The organism is Arthrobacter mangrovi (assembly GCF_026011795.1).
In the GTDB taxonomy this organism is placed as follows: domain Bacteria; phylum Actinomycetota; class Actinomycetes; order Actinomycetales; family Micrococcaceae; genus Crystallibacter; species Crystallibacter mangrovi.
In genome coordinates this window covers 305,449-323,606 of the sequence record NZ_BRVS01000005.1, presented here as the reverse complement: position 1 = coordinate 323,606, position 18,158 = coordinate 305,449, and the positions used below count along the sequence as shown (strand labels likewise).

The 18,158-nt window shown below is 68.8% G+C and carries 19 protein-coding genes; 12 read left to right on the top strand and 7 right to left on the bottom strand.

All coding sequences use genetic code 11. The annotated features are described in order from the left end of the window. Window positions 1–13 precede the first annotated feature (13 nt). Complete coding sequence (locus tag AHIS1636_RS07485) at window positions 14–628, bottom strand: 5-formyltetrahydrofolate cyclo-ligase (RefSeq protein WP_264795183.1); 615 nt, start codon at window positions 626–628, stop codon at window positions 14–16. A 98-nt stretch (window positions 629–726) separates the two neighbouring features. On the opposite strand from AHIS1636_RS07485, the gene galU reads away from it, so the two are divergent. From galU to AHIS1636_RS07465, 4 genes are all read left to right on the top strand, one after another. After that, the gene (gene galU / locus AHIS1636_RS07480; RefSeq protein WP_264795182.1) at window positions 727–1,629 is read left to right on the top strand and encodes a UTP--glucose-1-phosphate uridylyltransferase GalU; all 903 of its coding nucleotides are present in this window, start codon (window positions 727–729) and stop codon (window positions 1,627–1,629) included. Window positions 1,630–1,646: 17 nt separating this feature from the next. Beyond that, window positions 1,647–2,273 carry a GNAT family N-acetyltransferase gene (locus AHIS1636_RS07475; RefSeq protein WP_264795181.1) on the top strand — a complete coding sequence of 209 codons (627 nt, stop codon included), beginning with the start codon at window positions 1,647–1,649 and terminating at the stop codon, window positions 2,271–2,273. 265 nt (window positions 2,274–2,538) lie between these two features. Further along, the gene (locus AHIS1636_RS07470; protein WP_264795180.1) at window positions 2,539–3,276 is read left to right on the top strand and encodes a hypothetical protein; all 738 of its coding nucleotides are present in this window, start codon (window positions 2,539–2,541) and stop codon (window positions 3,274–3,276) included. 56 nt (window positions 3,277–3,332) lie between these two features. Continuing rightward, window positions 3,333–4,559 (top strand): phosphotransferase family protein, encoded by a 1,227-nt coding sequence (locus AHIS1636_RS07465; RefSeq protein ID WP_264795179.1) that lies wholly within the window; start codon window positions 3,333–3,335, stop codon window positions 4,557–4,559. Here AHIS1636_RS07465 and AHIS1636_RS07460 read toward each other — a convergent pair. From AHIS1636_RS07460 to AHIS1636_RS07445, 4 genes are read right to left on the bottom strand one after another with little or no spacing between them, the layout of a single operon-like run. Beyond that, window positions 4,535–5,203, bottom strand: coding sequence for a response regulator transcription factor (locus tag AHIS1636_RS07460; RefSeq protein ID WP_264795178.1), 669 nt, complete (start codon window positions 5,201–5,203; stop codon window positions 4,535–4,537). The genes AHIS1636_RS07465 and AHIS1636_RS07460 overlap by 25 nt on opposite strands. Continuing rightward, entirely contained in the window at window positions 5,200–6,642 is a 1,443-nt protein-coding gene (locus AHIS1636_RS07455) for a sensor histidine kinase (protein WP_264795177.1), read from the bottom strand. The genes AHIS1636_RS07460 and AHIS1636_RS07455 overlap by 4 nt, the downstream gene beginning before the upstream one ends. A 20-nt stretch (window positions 6,643–6,662) precedes the next feature. Next, window positions 6,663–7,037: a hypothetical protein gene (locus AHIS1636_RS07450; RefSeq protein ID WP_264795176.1), complete on the bottom strand. Its 375-nt coding sequence runs from the start codon at window positions 7,035–7,037 to the stop codon at window positions 6,663–6,665. A gap of 45 nt (window positions 7,038–7,082) precedes the next feature. Beyond that, on the bottom strand, window positions 7,083–8,858 hold the full coding sequence (locus tag AHIS1636_RS07445; protein ID WP_264795175.1) for a tetratricopeptide repeat protein: 1,776 nt from the start codon (window positions 8,856–8,858) through the stop codon (window positions 7,083–7,085). A gap of 142 nt (window positions 8,859–9,000) precedes the next feature. Here AHIS1636_RS07445 and AHIS1636_RS07440 point away from each other — a divergent pair, with 142 nt between their 5' ends. From AHIS1636_RS07440 to AHIS1636_RS07410, 7 genes are all read left to right on the top strand, one after another. Next, window positions 9,001–9,432, top strand: coding sequence for an NUDIX hydrolase (locus tag AHIS1636_RS07440; RefSeq protein ID WP_264795174.1), 432 nt, complete (start codon window positions 9,001–9,003; stop codon window positions 9,430–9,432). 165 nt (window positions 9,433–9,597) lie between these two features. Beyond that, a complete protein-coding gene (locus tag AHIS1636_RS07435) occupies window positions 9,598–10,704 on the top strand; it encodes an ABC transporter ATP-binding protein (RefSeq protein ID WP_373875799.1) in 1,107 nt (368 codons plus the stop codon). Window position 10,705: 1 nt separating this feature from the next. Then, a complete protein-coding gene (locus AHIS1636_RS07430; RefSeq protein WP_264795173.1) occupies window positions 10,706–11,428 on the top strand; it encodes an ABC transporter permease in 723 nt (240 codons plus the stop codon). Then, the gene (locus AHIS1636_RS07425; RefSeq protein ID WP_264795172.1) at window positions 11,425–12,144 is read left to right on the top strand and encodes an ABC transporter permease; all 720 of its coding nucleotides are present in this window, start codon (window positions 11,425–11,427) and stop codon (window positions 12,142–12,144) included. The genes AHIS1636_RS07430 and AHIS1636_RS07425 overlap by 4 nt, the downstream gene beginning before the upstream one ends. A 9-nt stretch (window positions 12,145–12,153) precedes the next feature. Next, window positions 12,154–13,107, top strand: coding sequence for an ABC transporter substrate-binding protein (locus tag AHIS1636_RS07420; RefSeq protein WP_264795171.1), 954 nt, complete (start codon window positions 12,154–12,156; stop codon window positions 13,105–13,107). Between the two features lie 27 nt (window positions 13,108–13,134). Further along, entirely contained in the window at window positions 13,135–14,349 is a 1,215-nt protein-coding gene (locus AHIS1636_RS07415) for a pyridoxal phosphate-dependent aminotransferase (RefSeq protein ID WP_264795170.1), read from the top strand. Window positions 14,350–14,354: 5 nt separating this feature from the next. Beyond that, window positions 14,355–15,221: a PPK2 family polyphosphate kinase gene (locus AHIS1636_RS07410; protein ID WP_264795289.1), complete on the top strand. Its 867-nt coding sequence runs from the start codon at window positions 14,355–14,357 to the stop codon at window positions 15,219–15,221. Here AHIS1636_RS07410 and AHIS1636_RS07405 read toward each other — a convergent pair. Both AHIS1636_RS07405 and xseA read right to left on the bottom strand, forming a co-directional pair. Continuing rightward, window positions 15,218–15,472 (bottom strand): exodeoxyribonuclease VII small subunit, encoded by a 255-nt coding sequence (locus tag AHIS1636_RS07405; protein ID WP_264795169.1) that lies wholly within the window; start codon window positions 15,470–15,472, stop codon window positions 15,218–15,220. The genes AHIS1636_RS07410 and AHIS1636_RS07405 overlap by 4 nt on opposite strands. 57 nt (window positions 15,473–15,529) lie before the next feature. Beyond that, a complete protein-coding gene (gene xseA, locus AHIS1636_RS07400) occupies window positions 15,530–16,798 on the bottom strand; it encodes an exodeoxyribonuclease VII large subunit (RefSeq protein ID WP_264795168.1) in 1,269 nt (422 codons plus the stop codon). Between the two features lie 190 nt (window positions 16,799–16,988). Here xseA and AHIS1636_RS07395 point away from each other — a divergent pair, with 190 nt between their 5' ends. Next, complete coding sequence (locus AHIS1636_RS07395) at window positions 16,989–18,074, top strand: 4-hydroxy-3-methylbut-2-enyl diphosphate reductase (protein WP_264795167.1); 1,086 nt, start codon at window positions 16,989–16,991, stop codon at window positions 18,072–18,074. Window positions 18,075–18,158: the final 84 nt, after the last annotated feature.

Sequence of the window (18,158 nt, the reverse complement as noted above, 5' to 3'; positions counted from 1 at the left end):
CCGAGTGCTAATTCTACACCGTCTGCGGATCAAACCATGTCCACCCGTCCGTGGAGACCGCGCCCTCGAGCGGGGCGTCCAGATTCGTGACTTCGAAGGTGCCGGCGGGCACGACTTCATGGGAATAGAACACGCCGGCTTTCCGCGGCCTGGACGGCAGGGTCTCGAGCGCGGCAAGGAACCGGTCGTAGTAACCGCCGCCCTGGCCCATCCGGTTGCCGTTGCTGTCCACGGCCAGGCCCGGGATCAGGAGCAGGTCGACCCCGGCCATGACACTGTTGGCCAGCCGTTCACCTACCGGTTCATAGACCCAGGCCCGCGGGCTGCGGACCAGTTCCACGCCGTCGTACCACCGGGTCCAGCTCAACTGGTACCCGGGTTCGCAGACCGGTACGAGGATGTCGTACCCCGCCTTTTCCAGCGCCGGCAGGAGCAGGTCCGTGGACGGCTCGGGCCCGGTGGACAAGTAGGCCGCGACAGTCCGGCCCGGGGCAATCCCGAGCGGCGCCAGCCCCTCCATGATGACGTCGCACAGCGCCCGGGCTGCTTCCTGGCGCTCGTATTCGGTCATGCCGCGGCGCAAGTCGCGGAAATGCCGGCGGGCTGTTTCCTTGTCCATCGTGGTCATGGGTCGATCCTGCCACAGCCGCTGAACTGCCGCCCCGACAGGCGCCGGAATCGTCATAGTGGTGCTGAATCTCAGGGCCCTTGGGTACGCTTGAGCTCATGAAGTCTCCAAGCACTGTACGCAAAGCCGTCATTCCGGCCGCCGGCCTCGGGACACGATTCCTGCCCGCCACCAAGGCCATGCCCAAAGAGATGCTGCCGGTGGTGGACAAGCCCGCCATCCAGTACGTGGTCGAGGAAGCCGTCCGGGCCGGGATCAACGACGTCCTGATGATCACCGGGCGCAACAAGCGGCCTTTGGAAGACCACTTTGACCGCGTGCCTTTCATCGAGCAGACGCTGGAAAAGAAGGGCGACCTGGACAAGCTGGCAGCCGTCCGGGAGGCCTCGGAGCTGGCTGATATCCACTACGTCCGGCAGGGTGACCCGAAGGGGCTGGGGCATGCCGTCCTGCGTTCGCGCCAGCACGTGGGCGACGAGCCTTTCGCCGTGCTGCTCGGCGACGACCTGATCGACGAGAATGACGGGCTGCTCAGCCGCATGATTGCGGTCCAGGAGAAGACCGGCGGCTCGGTTGTGGCCCTGCTGGAGGTGGAGCCATCCGAAATCAGCGCCTACGGCTGCGCCGACGTGACCGCGGTGGACGGCGAAGACTTCGTCCGGATCAACAAGATGGTGGAGAAGCCCTCGGCCGATGAGGCTCCCTCCAACCTGGCTGTCATCGGCCGCTACGTGCTGCACCCGGCGGTGTTCGATGTCCTCGAAGAGACCGGCCCGGGACGCGGCGGCGAAATCCAGCTGACCGATGCACTGCAGACGCTGGCTGCGTCCGAAGGTGAAGGCGGCGGGGTCTACGGCGTGGTATTCCGCGGCCGCCGCTACGACACGGGCGATAAGCTCAGCTACCTCAAGGCCGTCGTCACCATTGCCTCGGACCGTGCGGATATCGGCGAGGACCTGCGGTCCTGGCTGAAGCAGTTCATCGAGGGTTCCCAGGCCTAGGGCCGCAGGGTGCCGCAGTGCTGAGTTCTGCCATCTGGCCTGCGACGGTCGAATGCGGGGACCTGCTGCTGCGGCCCATTTATCACCGGGACAAGCGGGAATGGCTACAGCTGCGCCAGCGCAATGCGGCGTGGCTGGCTCCCTGGGAGGCATCCAATCCCCAGCCGGGCGGCCAGCTGCCCGGCTTCGGGGAAATGGTGCGTTCCCTGAACCGGCAGGCAAAACTGGCGACGGCGCTGCCATGGGTGATTGCCGAGCGCCGCGGAGCCGCGCGCGAGCCGGTGATTGTCGGGCAGCTGACGGTTTCCAGCATCGTCTGGGGGTCGGCCTTGATGGCTACGCTCGGATACTGGGTGGATCAGGGCTCGGCGGGCCGCGGAATCGCGCCGACGGCGGTGGCGATGGCAACGGACCATTGCTTCCGGGTGCTTGGGCTGCACCGGATGGAGATCAACATCCGGCCGGAGAACGCGGCCAGCCTGCGCGTGGTGGAGAAGCTCGGTTTCCGCGACGAGGGGTTGCGGCCAAGGTACCTCCACATCAACGGTGCCTGGGCGGACCACCGCAGCTTCGCGCTGACCGCGGAAGAGGTGCCGGAAGGGCTGCTGACCCGCTGGCTCCACGACGGCGGCCAGCACCGCTGACCTGCTGATTTGCCCGCTTTCGACCCGTTTGGCCGACACACCGGGGGCAATGCCGCGCGGGGCATGTTTTGGCTCCTACGGTGTGAGAATGGACATTCAGAGCTCAGTGATCTTTGTAGCGATCGTGGGGCTCTGGCTTGTCTGGGTAGGGCCGTACCTGCTTCGTTTCCAACGCGCCGGCAGCCTCGCCGAAGCCGGCGGCCCGTCAATGACTTTTGAACCAGTGCCCGCAATCGCCACGGGAAGTGGCCCACAGGGGATCATCATGGAAAACACCGCCCATACCGGAAACACGCACCCAGCGCCGCTGCGCGGCAGCCATGCGCCGGCGGCTGCCGCCCGGCCGGCCGCACCGGCGCCGCTGAAGATCCGCTATGGTCGTACAGCCCTGGCCCTGCTGGGAGCTGCGGCACTCGTCACCCTGGTCATCGGCGGCGGACTGGCACTGTTCGGGGCCGTCTCCGGAAGCGTTCCGGGCTTTGCGCTGCTGACGGTGGCCGCCGTCGTCGTCGTCCTGCGCACTCTGGCCCGCAGGGATCGCCGCCGCAAAGCGGAAGCACGCGTGTCCCGCGCCTTCGAAGAGGCGATGGGCCCCGTGGTTCCCGAACAGGTGCCCGCCGCTCCGCGCCGCGAGACAGTATTGTTCGACGCCGCGGCGGGGGTCGAGGAACCCGCAGCGCCGGCGCCGCTGACCGCGGAGGTCCTGCGCGCCGAAGCCCGAAAGGTTGCTGTGGAGGCGGAAGCAGCCCGCCGCCCCGAGCCGGAATCCGGTACGCCGTGGCAGCCGGTGGAGGTTCCGAAGCCCACCTACACCCAGTCGGCCAAGGTGGAACGGCCGGCTCCGGAACCGCTCCCGGTGCCGGAAGAGAAAAAGCCGACGCTGAAGACTCCGATCAAGCAGGCAGCCGTCGCGCCGAAGGTTGAACTGCCCGCTGCCGCGCCCCGCGAGGAGCGTGCCAACCGGCTCAACCTGGACGACGTGCTGCAGCGCCGGCGCGCCTGATTTCCACCCGCTTGCAGGTGCTGCCGTCCCGTCCCGGGGATGGTAAGACGGAACCTATGGACATCAAGGGCCTCGGGGCCGTCGCTGACGAGACGGCAGGGATCGAACTCCTGGAGAGCCCTGCCATGGAGGAGCCCCTCGAGCTGGCCGTCAACTCCCTCGGTGGCTCTGTCCGATCCTGGCATCTGGCCAAACTCCAGCACCGGCCGGGAGCAGGGGCGACCGGCATCTACAGTGTCGACGTGGCGTTCGCGGACCGGCCCAACCGGACCGAGTACGTCTGCATCACCAGTTCGAACGTGCCCGAATGCGGGCTGCCCATGGTGCGCCTGCAGAAGGAAGGCATCAACCTCACGGCGTGGCTGTATCCGGCGGATCCGGTGCTGGCCGGGCTTCCCGCCGCGTGCGATCCCGCCGCGGTGGCCGCGGCGGCCTTCGGCGGTGGAACCGCGGATCTGCATATGGTCAATTACCGGCCGCTGCGCCGTGCGGTCCTGACTGCGGCGCAGGGACAGAACCGGGTGTTCATCAAGGTGGTCCGGCCGGACCGCGCGCAGGCCCTGCTGCGCCGCCACCGGATGCTAATCGAGGCGGGCATTCCCGCTCCGGAGGCGCTGCCCGGACCGGGCGCGGGAGTCGCCATCCTGCGCGAGGCGGCAGGTACTCCGCTGGCCCAGGCCCTGATGGACGACGGAGCACAGGACCTCGATCCGCAAACCCTGGTCTCGCTGCTGCGCAGGCTGCCGGAAGACGTGCTCGGCCTGTCCCGCAGGCCGGCGTGGGCCGAGCGGGCCGCGGACTACGCGAAGGCTGCGGCGGCGGTGCTGCCGGGGGAGCAGGACCGCATCTTCCGGCTGGCCGAAAGCGTCCGGAACCTGCTGTCGACGACCGACGCCGGCCCCCTGGTGCCGACGCACGGCGACTTCTACGAAGCCAACATCCTGGTTGACGGCGGCCGGATCACCGGCCTCCTCGACGTGGACTCGCTCGGCCCGGGACATCTGGTGGACGATCTCGCCTGCTTCATCGGGCACGTGGCCGTCCTGCCGGCCGTGCACAGCGCGTACGTGCACGTGCCCGAGGCGATGGAGAGATTCCTGCGGGCATTCGACACCGAGGTGGACCCGGCGGGCCTGCGCGGCCGGGCGGCAGGGGTCGCGCTGTCCCTGATCGCCGGCGCCAAGACAGCCGGCGGGAGCTGGGAGGCGGACGCGCTGCAACGGCTGCAGGCCGCGGAGGAACTGGCCGCGCAGGCCGATCAGCTGTCGGCCGCCAGGCGGTAGCCCACGCCCCGGACGGTGGCGAAACGCTCGGCCCCGAGCTTGTTGCGCAGGTACCGGACGTAGACGTCGACGACGTTCGAACCCGGGTCGAAGTCGTAGCCCCAGACCCTGGAGAGCAGCTGCTCGCGGCTCAGCACCTGGCCGGGGTTGCGCAGGAAGGCTTCGGCCAGCGCGAATTCGCGCGCCGACAGATCGACTTCCTTGCCGCCGACGGTCGCCCGGCGCATGCGCAGGTCCAGCTGGAGGTCGCCGCTGGACAGGAGGCCCAGGTCCACGGACGGAGGGTCGGTCCGAAGGCGGAGGCGCACGCGGGCCAGCAGTTCCTCGAAGCGGAACGGCTTGGCCATGTAGTCATCGGCACCGTTTTCCAGGCCGGCCACCGTATCGTCCACGGAGCTGCGGGCCGTCAGGATGATGACGGGGGTACCGTTGCGGGCCTCCCGGATGCGCCGCAGCACGGTGAATCCGTCCTGGTCGGGCAGGCCGAGGTCCAGCACGATCAGCTCGAAGTCTCCCGTCATCGCCAGGTGGTAGCCCTCGCGGCCGGTGGCGGCCACGCTGGGCACATAGCCGGCCGACTTCAGTCCCTTGGCGACGAAAGAGCTGATGCGCTCCTCGTCCTCGATCACCAGAATCCGGCTCACGCTGCCTCCTCCTGCTCGGGTTGCTGCTCTGCGATGACGATGGTGAAGGTGGAACCGCGGCCCGGCGCCGAGGCGAGCTCCACCCGGCCGCCGTGCGCCGCGGCGATGGCGCTGACGATCGGCAGTCCGAGACCGGATCCCTCCGCGCGGGTGCTGTTGGCGCCGCGGGCGAACCGCTCGAAAATCCGTTTCTGGTCCTCGGGCGCGATGCCCGCGCCTTCGTCACGGACCCACAGGCGCAGCTCGCCCTGCGCGCTGCGCGACCCCAGGGCAATCCGCGAACCCGGGGCGGAGAACTTCACGGCGTTGACCGCGAGCTGCAGCCAGGCCTGGGTGATGCGGTTCGGGTCCAGCGGCCAGCATTCCTCCGCCCGGGCATCCACGCTCCAGCAGCGGTCGCCGAGGGAACGCGCCTTGTCCAGCACGTCGTCGGTCAGCCGGCCGACCTCCAGCGGGCGCCGGGTGGCAAACTCCGGCCGGTCGGCCGCCGCCAGCGTCACCAGGTCGTCGACCAGCAGCCGCATCCGGTCCAGTTCGTCGAGGGCGATGGAACGGACGGATTCGACGTCCGCGGCATCGCCGGGGTCCTGCAGTTCGAGGTGGCCCTGCACGATGGTGATCGGCGTCCGCAGTTCGTGCCCCACGTCGTCCAGCAGCTGCCGCTGCGCCGTCATCGAGGTCTGCAGCCGGTCCAGCATTTCGTTGAAGGTCCGGGAGAGTTCCGAGAGATCGTCGTTGCCGCCCACCGGGATCCGAAGCGACAGGTCGGTCTCCGTGATCTTCTGCGCCGTCTCCCGCACCAGCCGTACCGGGGCCAGGAGCCTGCCGGCGACGAGCCAGCCGACCCCGGCAATCAGGATCAGCGCGATCAGCGCAATCAGCCCGTAGGTGCGGAAGATGCCGTTCAGCTCCTCCAGCTCCGCCTCGTAGTCGAAGGCCAGCACGAAAGTGCTCTGGGCCGGATCGGAGGAGAGCTGGACCGGCACCGTCACCACGCGGTAGGTCGTCTGCTCGGTCTCGACCGAGCTGAGCTGGATGCGGTCGCCCGGCGGCATCGCCAGGATCCGCTCCATAAGCTGCGCGTCCTGTTCCAGCCGCAGCGGAACCGCGGAACTTGCGGCGAGCTGGACGCGGCCGTCCACGATGCCGACCATGCCTTCGTTGGCAGCCGGCGACGTGCGGGCCATCGCCGTACGCACAAGCTGCGCTGCCTCGGTGAAATCGCGGCCCGTGTCCGGGTCCACGCCGATTTCAGCGAGGGTATTGAATTCCTCGACCGACCGGCGCAACGAGTCGTCGATGTTCTGGGTGATCTCGCCGCGCTGCAGTCCGAGAGCAACGCCGCCGGCGGCCGCCAGGCCAAGCGCGGAGAGTGCGACGACGGCGGCCAGGACACGCGTCCGTACGGAGAGCCCGCCGGGCCGGCTAAACAATCGCATCGGGCCCCACCGGAGAAAGTCTAGTCATCGATGCCGTCATCGTCCTCGTCGGGTTCAGCGGCATCGTCATCCTCGTCGTCATTGTCGTATTCCACGGGCGGCGCCGGCTGGACCGGGACGGGTGCCGGTGCGGGCGGGGACGTTGCCGCAGTCTTGTCCGGCGCGGGCTTGGGCGGTGCCGACGTCTCCTTCGGCTCGGGCACGGGCCCGGCGCCCTGGTCCGGGGCGGACTTCCGCGGTTCGCTGGCCGCGGGCGAGGGCGTGAACACGATGGAGGGGCCGAGGTCGGAAGAACCAGGCTCCTTGAAGGTGCTCGCCACGGCATAACCGGCCAGGCCCATGCCCAGCACGACGGCCAGGCCGATGAGCGTGTATCGGAGGGTGGCTCGCTGCATGCCACGATTATCCAAGCCGAAAATGAGATGAAGATGAGAGCCGGCCTACTCCTCGGCGGCCTCTTCTGCCGCCTGCCGGGCCTGCTTGGCCTCGTTCTTGCGGCCCAGGCTGTCCAGGGCGGCCGCTAGCCCCAGGTTTGCGGCAACCAGCAGCATCCGGCTGATGCCGGGCTGGTCGAGCACCATGCGGTACATGGGGACGGCGTCGCCCGGGCGGTCCAGCTCGGAGAGGATGTGCGCCGCGAACAGTTCGGCGTTGCCGGCGGAGGCCGCGTCGTCGGCTGCCGAATACAGGTCCGCCGCCTGCAGGGCCGCGGATACGGCCGCGGGACCGTGATCCAGGGCCCACAGGCCCCGGGCGCGCGTGTCGCTGTAGTCGGCCTCGTACCAGTGGGCCCCGTAGTCCCTTGCCAGCCGGATGGCTTCGTCCAGCTGCGTGATGCCGTCCGGATCGCCGGCTTCGCACAGCGCGTGGCCCAGGGCGTGCAGAGCCTGCGGCAGCACGGCGGCGTCCTCGGTTTCCTTGCGGGCGGCCGCGACCGCGGCTTCGAAGCAGACGATGGCGTCCGCGTCGCGGTCCTCGCGGGAGAGCAGCGTCCCGATGGCCAGCAGCGACCTGGCGGCTTCGCCGAATTCGCCTGCCCGGTTGAAGGCGGCAACTGCCTTCCGCCAGCTGTCCAGCGCCTCGGCCGTGCGCTCCGCGTGCCGGTGCGCATGCCCCAGGCTCATCAGCGTCCGCGCCACTTCCGAGGGCGGTGCCGCCGCCAGCCGCTGCCGCTGGAGCAGCTTGGACAGCACCGCAACGGCCAGTTCGTACTCCTCTGCCTCCAGCAGCTGGTTGCCCAAAGCCAGGCGGAGCGTGGACTCCTCGCGCACCTCGCCGCGTTCGGCCTGCTGGACGGCGGCGCGCCAGGCCAGCACCGAGCTCTCGTCGTCGCCGGCGGCCGCGCAGAGCTGCGCCACCACGACCGCGGCCGACACCGCGCCCTTGCGGACCCCGCAGGCCGCGTATAGCTCCAGGGCGGTCAGTGCGTATTCGATGGCGTCTTCGACATGCTCCCCGGTGCTTGCGAGGTTGGCCTTCAGCAGCCACATCGACGCGGCCAGGGCGCGGTTGGCCGGCAGGGACAGCAGCCGGTCCGCCGCCGCGATGGCGCGGCGCGGATGTTCGGCCTGCAGGTAAGTGTGGGCGAGGTACATGAGGGCCCCCGCCATGCTGTCGGTCCGGTCGCCCGCAGCGTATCCGTCGACGGCCTGCTCCAGCAGTTCCAGCGCCCGCGGCCGCGCTCCCTGCTGTGAAAGGGCGACGGCGACAGCCAGTTTGACGTCGGCGATCACCCCAGGGCCCGCCTTGTCCGCAACGAGTTCCTCCAGCGCCGCCTCCAGCACCGGCAGCTCCGGCTCCGTCGCCTCGCGGAACAGGACCGTGCCCAGGTCCGCCTCGACCCCTGCCTGGAGCGAGCGGCCGGTCCTGCGCAGCGTGGCGATGCGCGCCTGCAGGTACTCTTCGGCCTTGTCCTGGTCGCCCTGGATCTGAGCGACGGCGATCATCACTGAATACAAGGCAAGCACGACGTCGGCCTCATTTTCGCCGGCCTTATCGAGCCCCATCTGGGCCAGCAGCATCGCTCCGTGGTTGTCCTCCGCGTAGGCTGCCTCGTACGCGCGGTCGAGGCAGTCGCGGGCGCTGGCCGGAACCGCCGCCGGGTCCGGCCCCGCCCCGGCCAGGACGTCCAGCAGCCGGCGCTCTGTCGCGGGCAGCGCCAAACTCCAATCCGGCGGGGCGGGCTCCGCACGATGCCTTGCTGGCCTGATCCCCATGGTTCCAGTTGTAGTCGCCGCGGAGGAGCCGCGCAATGTGCCGCGGGGCGGCCGGCCGAGCGCCCCGCCCGACCGGCCGAATGCTCCGTGGCGGGCACTGCTGTGCGCGGCCGGCCGGGCCGTGCGCCCTAGACTGATCCTCATGAACTTTGACACCCGGGTCGGCGCCTATGGCGTGATCGTCAGGGACGGCGCGGTCCTGCTCGCCCGCTGGACGGAGTCGGGGATCCCTCGCTGGACGCTGCCCGGCGGCGGCCTGGAGCTCGGAGAGGACGCACCCTCGGCGGCGGTGCGCGAAATCGCGGAGGAGACCGGCTACACCGCCGAACTCGGCCGGCTCCTCGGCGTTGACAGCAAATTCATCCCCGCGGAGCGCCGGCTGCATGGGGCCGGCCGGCCGCTGCATGCCCTGCGGATCATCTATTCGGCCACCGTCACCGGCGGTGAACTGGCCCACGAACTGGACGGTTCCACCGACGAGGCGCGCTGGTTCGCGCTGGAGGAGGTGGCCGCGCTCGACCGGCTCGACCTCGTCGACGAAGGCCTTCGCCTCCTGGGCTCGGAGAATACCTGAGGACACGGCCGTGCCCCGGAATGTGTTGCAGCCCCCGGGATGTGATTAGACTCGGTCCAAGAGTTCCACCCGGCCCCAGGGCCGGCACAGTTTTGGACCATCGGGCCCCACCTGCCCGAGACCGCGATGGCAGTCCTGCCTGACAGAGCCCGGAGGGAGCCCCGCATGGAAGAGCCCCGCGGGCGTTCGGCGGCCGCCGACCCTATGGTCAGCTTCCGCAACGTGACCAAGAGCTACGCCGCCGGGAACCCCGCCGTCGACAATCTGACGCTGGACCTGGACCGCGGCGCGATCACCGTCTTCGTCGGCCCCTCCGGCTGCGGCAAGACGACCTCGCTGCGGATGATCAACCGCATGGTCGAACCCACCTCGGGCACCGTGCTGGTGGACGGGAAGGACATAGCCGGGCAGGCGCCGGCCAAGCTGCGCCGTTCCATGGGGTACGTGCTGCAGTCGGCCGGCCTGCTGCCGCACCGCACGGTGCTGGACAACATTGCCACCGTCCCGCGGCTCAACGGTGCCTCCAAGCGTGAGACCCGGGTCCGCGCGCAGGAACTGCTTGAAACAGTGGGCCTGCCCGCCGCACTCGGCTCCCGGTATCCTTCGCAGCTCTCCGGCGGGCAGCAGCAGCGTGTCGGCGTGGCCCGGGCGCTCGCCGCGGATCCGCCCATCCTGCTGATGGACGAGCCGTTCAGCGCCGTGGACCCGGTGGTCCGCGCCGAACTGCAGCAGGAACTGCTGCGCCTGCAGCAGCAGCTGGCCAAGACCATCGTGTTCGTCACCCACGACATCGACGAGGCGACGCTGCTCGGCGACAAGGTGGCCGTGTTCGCCACGGGCGGCCGGCTGGCCCAGTACGCCCCGCCGGAGGAGCTGCTGCGTGCCCCGGTGGACGACTTCGTCGCGGGCTTTGTCGGGCGCGACCGGGGGTTCCGCTCGCTCTCCTTCCGCGAGGCGGGCGAGCTGCCGCTGCATTCGGCCGCCACAGCCACCCTGGCGACGCTCGGGGACGCGCCGGGCGGCGTGTGGCTGCTCATCGTGGACGACGGCGGCGCCCCGGCAGGCTGGCTGCCTCCCGGGGAGCGGTCCCCGGACCGGCTGCTGGTCGGCGGCTCGCTGTTCACCTTGGGGTCGTCGCTGCGGCAGGCACTGGATGCGACGTTGTCATCCCCCTCGGGGCGCGGCGTCGCCGTGGACGGCCAGGGCAGGGTGGCCGGCCTGGTCGATGCCGAGGACGTGCTCAAGCGGCTCGAAGCGGGCAGGAGCGGCTGACATGGCGTGGCTGCAGGCCAACCTGCCCTTCGTTCTGGAGCTCACCTGGCTGCACTGGATCCAGGCCGTGCTGCCGCTGCTGCTGGGCCTGCTGCTGGCCCTCCCGCTGGGCTACGTGGCCTGGCGGCTGCGGCCGATCCGCGGGGCGATCCTGTCGGTCAGTTCGGTGCTCTATACGATTCCGTCGCTCGCACTCTTCGTGCTGCTGCCCTTCGTGCTGGGCACACGGATCCTCGACCCGCTGAACCTGATTGTCGCGCTGACCATCTACGCGGTGGCGCTGCTGGTGCGGTCCGTCGTCGACGCCCTCGAGTCCATTGACGACGGCGTTCGGCAGGCCGCGGTGGCCATGGGGTACCGCCCGCTGCGGCGCTTCTTCGGCGTGGACCTGCCGCTGGCGCTGCCGGTGCTCTTCGCCGGGCTGCGGGTGGTGTCGGTGAGCAACATTTCGCTGGCCAGCGTCGGCGCGCTGATCGGCGTCCGCAACCTCGGCACCCTCTTCACTGACGGGCTCCTGCGGTTTTTCGTCACCGAGATCGTCGTCGGGATCGTGCTGACGCTGCTGCTGGCCGTGGTGATGGACCTGATCATCGTCGCCATCGAGCGCATACTGACGCCTTGGCTCCGTGCCGGCTCCAAGCAGCCTCCCGGGGGCGGCGGCTTCGCTACGCGCCCGTCCGCGGGGGAGCGGCCGGACCCGGCAGAGGCGGCGGTCCTGCCATGAACATCTTCGCAGAGGTCACCGCGTGGTTCGCGGATCCGGCCCAGTGGAGCGGTCCTGCCGGCATCCCGGCGCGCCTCGCCGAGCATCTGGGCTACACCGTCCTGACCCTGCTGATTGCCACGGCGATCGCATTGCCGATCGGCCTGTACGTGGGCCACACCGGAAAAGGACGCATCGCCGTCGTTAGCGTTGCGAGCGCGCTGCGCGCCCTGCCGACGCTCGGCCTGCTGACGCTGTTCGTCATCCTGCTGGGGCTCGGACTCATGCCGCCCATCTGGGCGCTGGTCATCCTGACGATCCCGCCCCTGCTCGCCGGATCCTACTCCGGGATCGCCGCAGTGGATCGGACGCTCGTGGATGCCGCGCGGGCGATGGGCATGACCGAATGGCAGGTGCTGGCGAAGGTCGAACTGCCGAACGCCCTGCCGGTGCTGCTCGGCGGAGTGCGCGCGGCGGTGCTGCAGGTGATAGCCACGGTCGCCGTCGTCGCCTACATCAACCTCGGCGGTCTGGGCCGGTTCCTGATCGATGGCCTGGCCGTCAGCGACCCGGTCCGCATGTTCGGCGGCGCGATCCTGATTGCGCTGCTGGCCCTGGTCGTCGACGGGCTCCTCGCCCTCGCGCAGAAATTCGCCGTTTCGCCCGGGCTGGCCGACCGCCCGCACCGGCAGCGGCGTCGAACACCAACCGTTGGCGCCGTCCAAGGCGGCAGTTAAAGGAGAAGCATGAAGAACCTGTTCCCGGTCCGCCGCAGCATCGTGACGGCTGCCGCAGCGTCCGCCCTGGCCCTGACGCTGAGCGCCTGCGGCGGCGGCTCCAACCCGCTGGAAGAAGACGCCTCGGGCCCCGCCGCCAGCTCGGGTGCCGCGGGCCCGCTGCTGGTGGGCTCGGCCAACTTCCCGGAGAGCCAGATCATCGGCGAACTCTACGCCGGTGCGCTCAACGCGGCAGGAATCCAGGCCAGCACGAAGCCCGGCATCGGCTCGCGCGAGGTCTACCTCAAGGCCGTCGAAGAAGGCTCTGTGGACGTGGTTCCGGACTACAGCGGAAACCTGCTGCTGGCGGTGGATCCCGAGGCGACGGCTGCCTCAGCCGGCGAGATCAAGGATGCCCTTCCCGCCGCGCTGCCGGAGGGGCTGGGGGTCCTTGAACCGGCGCCGGCCGAGAGCAAGGACGCGATGGTCGTCACCAAGGCCACGGCGGAGAAATACAAGCTGACCTCCATCGAGGATATGGGGCCGGTGTGCAAGGACCTGGTGCTCGGCGCCAACCCGGAGTTCGCCGAGCGTGAGTACGGGTTGAAGGGGCTCAAGGAGAATTACGGCTGCGAGCCCAAGTCCTTCGAGCCCATTAACGACGGCGGCGGTCCCGCCACCGTGAAGGCGCTGATCACGGACGAGATCCAGGTCGCCGACATCTACACGACCACGCCCTCCATCGAGGACAACGACCTGGTGGTGCTGGAGGACCCGAAGAACAACTTCATCGCCCAGCAGGTGCTGCCGCTGGTGTCCTCCGACTCGGTGGGCAAGGAAGCCGCGGATGTGCTCAACAAGGTGTCGGCCGCGCTCACCACGGAGGACCTCATCGACTTGAACCGGCAGGTCAGCGGCGACGAGAAGCGCAACGCGGAGGATGCCGCCGCGGACTGGCTGAAGGAAAAGGGATTCGCGGAGTAACTGCAGGCAGTATGCGAAGATTCTTGAATGGCCGAGTTCAAGCAGTCCAACAAGCTCCATAACGTCCTCTACGACATCCGAGGCCCGCTGCTTGAGCATGCCCAGCGGATGGAGTCGGAGGGACACCGGATCCTGAAGCTGAACATCGGCAACCCCGCGCCGTTCGGCTTCGAGGCGCCGGACGCGATCCTCGTGGACATGATCCGGAACCTTCCGAATGCGCAGGGCTACAGCGATTCGCGCGGCATCTTCTCGGCCCGCACGGCGGTGTCGCAGTACTACCAGACCCGCGGGATCCAGGAGATCGGCGTCGACGACGTCTACCTGGGCAACGGGGTCAGCGAACTCATCACGATGAGCCTGCAGGCGCTGCTCAACAACGGCGACGAGGTGCTGATCCCGGCGCCGGACTACCCGCTGTGGACCGCCTCCGTCAGCCTCGCCGGCGGCCATCCCGTCCACTACCTCTGTGTGGAGGAAGAGGGATGGCTGCCGGACCTGGAGGACATGGAGCGGAAGATCACGCCCAACACCAAGGGCCTGGTCATCATCAATCCGAACAACCCCACCGGCGCCGTTTATCCGCGCCACATCCTCGAGGGCATGCTGGAGCTGGCCCGCCGGCACAACCTCGTGGTCTTCTCGGACGAAATCTACGAGAAGATCCTCTACGAAGACGCCGTCCACACCAACACCGCGCTGCTGGCGGACGACGTGCTGATCCTGACCTTCAGCGGGCTGTCCAAGGCCTACCGGGTCTGCGGGTTCCGCAGCGGCTGGATGGCGGTTTCCGGGCCGAAGCACCTGGCCTCGGACTACATCGAGGGCATCAACCTACTCACGAACATGCGCCTCTGCGCGAACGTGCCCGCGCAGCATGCCATCCAGACGGCGCTGGGCGGCTACCAGAGCATCAACGACCTGATCCTGCCCGGGGGTCGGCTGCTGGAGCAGCGGGACAAGGCGTACGAGATGCTCAACGCCATCCCCGGCGTGAGCACTCAGCAGGCAAAGGGCGCGCTGTACCTGTTCCCAAAGCTGGATCCGGACGTCTACCCGATCAAGGATGACGAAGCCTTCGCCCTGGACCTGCTGAAGCAGCAGAAGATCCTGATCTCGCACGGCCGGGCGTTCAACTGGGTGAAGCCGGACCACTTCCGCCTGGTCACGCTGCCGAACCTTGGCATCCTCGAAGAAGCAGTCAGCCGTATCGGCGAGTTCCTGAGCACCTACCGGCCATGAAGAGGATGAACGGGGAAGCGGGAGCGGAGGGGGCCGCGGGGTTCGACCCGGCGGGCCTGCTGCGCGTGGGCGAGGGTTTCCGCCTGGCCGACGTGGACCCGAATTCGGCCCCGGGCTTCGACGGCGGCAAGGACGAGGGCGCGCAGCTGCTGGCCTCGGCAGACGACGCGCTGTCCGAGCTCCAGGAAAAACTGTTCGCCCAGAGCCGCTTCGGGGCCACGGATTCCGTCCTGCTGGTGCTGCAGGCGATGGACACGGCCGGCAAAGGCGGCATCGTCCGGCACGTGATCGGCTCGGTCGACCCTCAGGGTGTGAAGCACAGGGCGTTCAAGGCGCCGACCATCGAAGAACGGGCGCGTGGCTTTCTCTGGCGCATCGAGCAGGCACTGCCGCCGGACGGGATCATCGGCGTCTTCGACCGCTCCCACTACGAGGAGGTCCTGATCCACCGCGTGCGCGGTCTGTCGCCGCTGGCCGAGGTGGAGCAGCGCTACGCCATGATCAACGAGTTCGAGGCGAAGGTTGCTGCCAGCGGCACCCGCATTATCAAGGTGATGCTGCACATCAGCAAGGAAGAGCAAGAGAAGCGGCTGAAGGAACGGCTGGATCGTCCGGACAAGTACTGGAAGTACAATCCCGGCGACGTGGATGACCGGGCCTTCTGGGACGAGTACCAGCACGCCTACCAGCTGGTGTTCGAGCGGACCAGCACGGAGGTGGCCCCCTGGTACGTGGTTCCGGCCGACCGCAAATGGTATGCGCGGATCGCGGTACAGCAGCTGCTGATCGGCACGCTGGCCGCGATTGATCCGCAGTGGCCGAAGGCGACTTTCGACGTCGAGTCGGAGAAGCGGCGGCTGGAGGAGAGCTAGTCCGTAGCGCCGTCTTCGGCGCCCGCGCGGGCGGCGTCCAAACGCTGGCGTGCCCCTTCGAGCCACGCTTCGCACCGGGCGGCCAGCGCTTCGCCACGCTCCCACAAAGCCAGGGACTGCTCAAGGCTGGTGTTGCCCGCTTCCAGCTGGTTGACCACGGCCACCAGTTCTTCCCTGGCCTGCTCGTAGCTCATCGCCGCCACGTCGGTGTTGTCGCCGTTGCCGGTGCCGGGCGTCGGGGTTTCGGTCATGGGTTCGCTCATTTCTGCAAAGGGGATGGAAAATGCCGGGGGACGGCCCGGCCGGGCCTAGATGACTTTGGCCGCCACTTCGCCGACCGCCACCCGGATCCGCAGCCGGGTGTCCGGCGCGGCGTCCGCGCTGTCACGCAGAATGCTGCCGTCCGGCAACTGGACGACGGCGTAGCCCCGATCAAGGGTGTTCTGCGGGGAGAGCGCGCGGACTTGTGCCTTCAAATGGCCGACGCGGTCTGCATCACGATGGAGGGCCGACGTCATGCAGTTGCGCGCCCGCTGCGTGAGGCGCGTGATGTCCTCGGCCCGGGAAGCGACCATGGTGGCAGGAGCGGACAGCACCGGGCGGCTGCGCAGGGCGGCCAGCCGCTCGGATTCCACCCGGATGAGGTGGTCGACGCGGCGGTCCAGCATCTGGCGTGCGCGGCCGATGCGGGTGAGCTCCTCGTTGACGTCCGGGACGATCCTCTTGGCCGCATCGGTAGGAGTAGACGCGCGCAGGTCGGCCACCTCGTCGAGCAGCGGGCGGTCTGCCTCATGTCCGATGGCGCTGACCACGGGCGTGGCCGCCGCCGCAACGGCGCGGATCAGGTCCTCGCTGCTGAACGGCAGCAGGTCCTCCAGCGAACCGCCGCCGCGCGCGATGACGATGACGTCGACGTCCGGACGGCCGTCAAGCTCGGCGAGGGCCTTCATGACCTGGGATACCGCGTTGACGCCCTGCACTGCCACCTCGCGGACCTCGAATGCCACAGCGGGCCAGCGCAGCGAGGCGTTGCGGATCACGTCCTTCTTGGCGTCCGAATCCCGGCCGGTGATCAGCCCGATGCGGTGCGGCAGCATAGGAAGCGGCTTCTTGCGGTCGGCGTCGAACAGGCCTTCGCGGCCCAGCGCCTGCCGCAGCCGTTCCAGCCGGGCCAGCAGGTCGCCCAGGCCAACCGGGCGGATGTCCCGCGTCTGCATCGAGAGCCGGCCGGTTTTGACATAGAGCTCGGGCTTGAGCTGGGCGACGACGCGGGATCCCGGTTCCAGCGGGAGTTCGAGCCGGGCCATGACGCTGTTGAACGCCATCAGGCTAAACGACGCCTCGGCCTCCGTATCGCGCAGGGTCAGGTAGGTCACGCTGTTGCGCCGGTTCAGCTCGATGACCTGGCCTTCAACCCAGGTGGGCGGCACCCGCTCGATATGGGTCTTCAGCTTCTGCGAAAGCATCCGCAGCGGCCACGGGTTTTCCGCCGTCGTCTCCATGGCCGTGGCAGGCAGGGTCGTCTTTGCGGCGGGGGGGCCCACTTCGCCGTGGACAAGTCCATGGTTGTGGTTCACGTCAGGAGCCCCTCTCGGCCCATGCGGGGCCATGCCGATCGGTAGAGCAAGTCCATACATTCTTATCAGCAATCACCGACAGTATTGATTCCTGCCCGGCCGCCACCCGCCCTGCCGCAGCCGCGCGCACCCCGTGACGGGGCTTACTGCCGAGCTGGTACCCGTGGTGGAAGCGGCTAGCATGGAGGGCATGACGAGCACCGCTGTCTCTGTTCCCATGCCCAGCATCCCGCGCAAGCGCCGCAGCCCGGAGGAAATCGCCGCAGCTGCCGAAGTGGAAGGCCCCCGGCGGGTCCTCCTCGCCGCGCCGCGCGGATACTGCGCGGGCGTGGACCGGGCCGTGATCGCCGTCGAAAAGGCCTTGGAGCACTACGGGCCGCCGGTCTACGTGCGGAAGCAGATCGTGCACAACCTGCACGTGGTCGGCACGCTGGAGGAGAAGGGCGCGATCTTCGTCGAAGAGACGGATGAGGTTCCCGAGGGCGCCCTCGTCATCTTCTCGGCGCACGGTGTTTCTCCGGCGGTGGTCAAGTCCGCCGACGATCGCGGGCTGCGCACGATCGACGCGACCTGCCCGCTGGTCACGAAGGTGCACCGCGAGGCGGTCCGCTTCGCCCGTGACGGCAACGAGATCCTGCTGGTCGGGCACGAGGGGCATGAGGAAGTCGAGGGCACCTACGGCGAGGCCCCGGACCACACGACTATCGTCAACAACCCTGCGGAAGCGCGGACGGTCCAGGTCCGCGACCCCGACAAGCTGATCTGGCTGTCCCAGACCACGCTGTCGGTCGACGAGACCATGGAGATCGTCTCCATCCTGCGCGAGCGGTTCCCGAAGCTGCAGGACCCGCCCAGCGACGATATCTGCTACGCCACCTCCAACCGGCAGGCCGCGATCAAGAAGATTTCCCCGCAGGCCGACCTTGTGATCGTGGTCGGCTCCGCGAACTCGTCCAACTCGGTGCGCCTGATGGAAGTCGCCCTCGAGTACGGCGCGAAGGCGTCCTATCGCGTGGACTTCGCAAACGAGGTGGACGAGTCCTGGTTCGAGGGCGTCTCGACGATCGGGCTGACCTCCGGAGCCTCGGTGCCCGAGGTCCTAGTGCGGGAGGTCCTCGCGCTGCTGGCCGAGTACGGCTACGCCGACGTGGAAGAAGTGGTTACGGCCGAAGAGGACATCCTTTTCTCGCTGCCGAAAGAGCTCCGGGCAACGCTGAAGGAAAAGGGCGATGTCTCCCGCGGCCTGGGCGGCCGCGGCTCCCGCCCCAACCGGTAGCAGGTTCGCGCGGGAACCCGTAGCGGGTTCGCGCTAAACGGCTGACGGGCCCGCTGGAACCGGTGGCAGGTTCCCGCGGGCCCG

Excerpts from the sequence above, each read along its gene's own strand:
- AHIS1636_RS07435 (WP_373875799.1), top strand. The coding sequence starts at position 9,598 with ATGGAAGAGCCCCGCGGGCGTTCGGCGGCCGCCGACCCTATGGTCAGC.
- AHIS1636_RS07420 (WP_264795171.1), top strand. The coding sequence starts at position 12,154 with ATGAAGAACCTGTTCCCGGTCCGCCGCAGCATCGTGACGGCTGCCGCA.
- AHIS1636_RS07465 (WP_264795179.1), top strand. The coding sequence starts at position 3,333 with ATGGACATCAAGGGCCTCGGGGCCGTCGCTGACGAGACGGCAGGGATC.
- AHIS1636_RS07410 (WP_264795289.1), top strand. The coding sequence starts at position 14,355 with ATGAACGGGGAAGCGGGAGCGGAGGGGGCCGCGGGGTTCGACCCGGCG.
- galU (WP_264795182.1), top strand. The coding sequence starts at position 727 with ATGAAGTCTCCAAGCACTGTACGCAAAGCCGTCATTCCGGCCGCCGGC.
- AHIS1636_RS07405 (WP_264795169.1), bottom strand. The coding sequence starts at position 15,472 with ATGACCGAAACCCCGACGCCCGGCACCGGCAACGGCGACAACACCGAC.
- AHIS1636_RS07485 (WP_264795183.1), bottom strand. The coding sequence starts at position 628 with ATGACCACGATGGACAAGGAAACAGCCCGCCGGCATTTCCGCGACTTG.
- AHIS1636_RS07445 (WP_264795175.1), bottom strand. The coding sequence starts at position 8,858 with ATGGGGATCAGGCCAGCAAGGCATCGTGCGGAGCCCGCCCCGCCGGAT.
- AHIS1636_RS07450 (WP_264795176.1), bottom strand. The coding sequence starts at position 7,037 with ATGCAGCGAGCCACCCTCCGATACACGCTCATCGGCCTGGCCGTCGTG.
- AHIS1636_RS07415 (WP_264795170.1), top strand. The coding sequence starts at position 13,135 with ATGGCCGAGTTCAAGCAGTCCAACAAGCTCCATAACGTCCTCTACGAC.
- AHIS1636_RS07455 (WP_264795177.1), bottom strand. The coding sequence starts at position 6,642 with ATGCGATTGTTTAGCCGGCCCGGCGGGCTCTCCGTACGGACGCGTGTC.
- AHIS1636_RS07440 (WP_264795174.1), top strand. The coding sequence starts at position 9,001 with ATGAACTTTGACACCCGGGTCGGCGCCTATGGCGTGATCGTCAGGGAC.
- AHIS1636_RS07395 (WP_264795167.1), top strand. The coding sequence starts at position 16,989 with ATGACGAGCACCGCTGTCTCTGTTCCCATGCCCAGCATCCCGCGCAAG.
- AHIS1636_RS07425 (WP_264795172.1), top strand. The coding sequence starts at position 11,425 with ATGAACATCTTCGCAGAGGTCACCGCGTGGTTCGCGGATCCGGCCCAG.
- AHIS1636_RS07430 (WP_264795173.1), top strand. The coding sequence starts at position 10,706 with ATGGCGTGGCTGCAGGCCAACCTGCCCTTCGTTCTGGAGCTCACCTGG.
- AHIS1636_RS07470 (WP_264795180.1), top strand. The coding sequence starts at position 2,539 with ATGGAAAACACCGCCCATACCGGAAACACGCACCCAGCGCCGCTGCGC.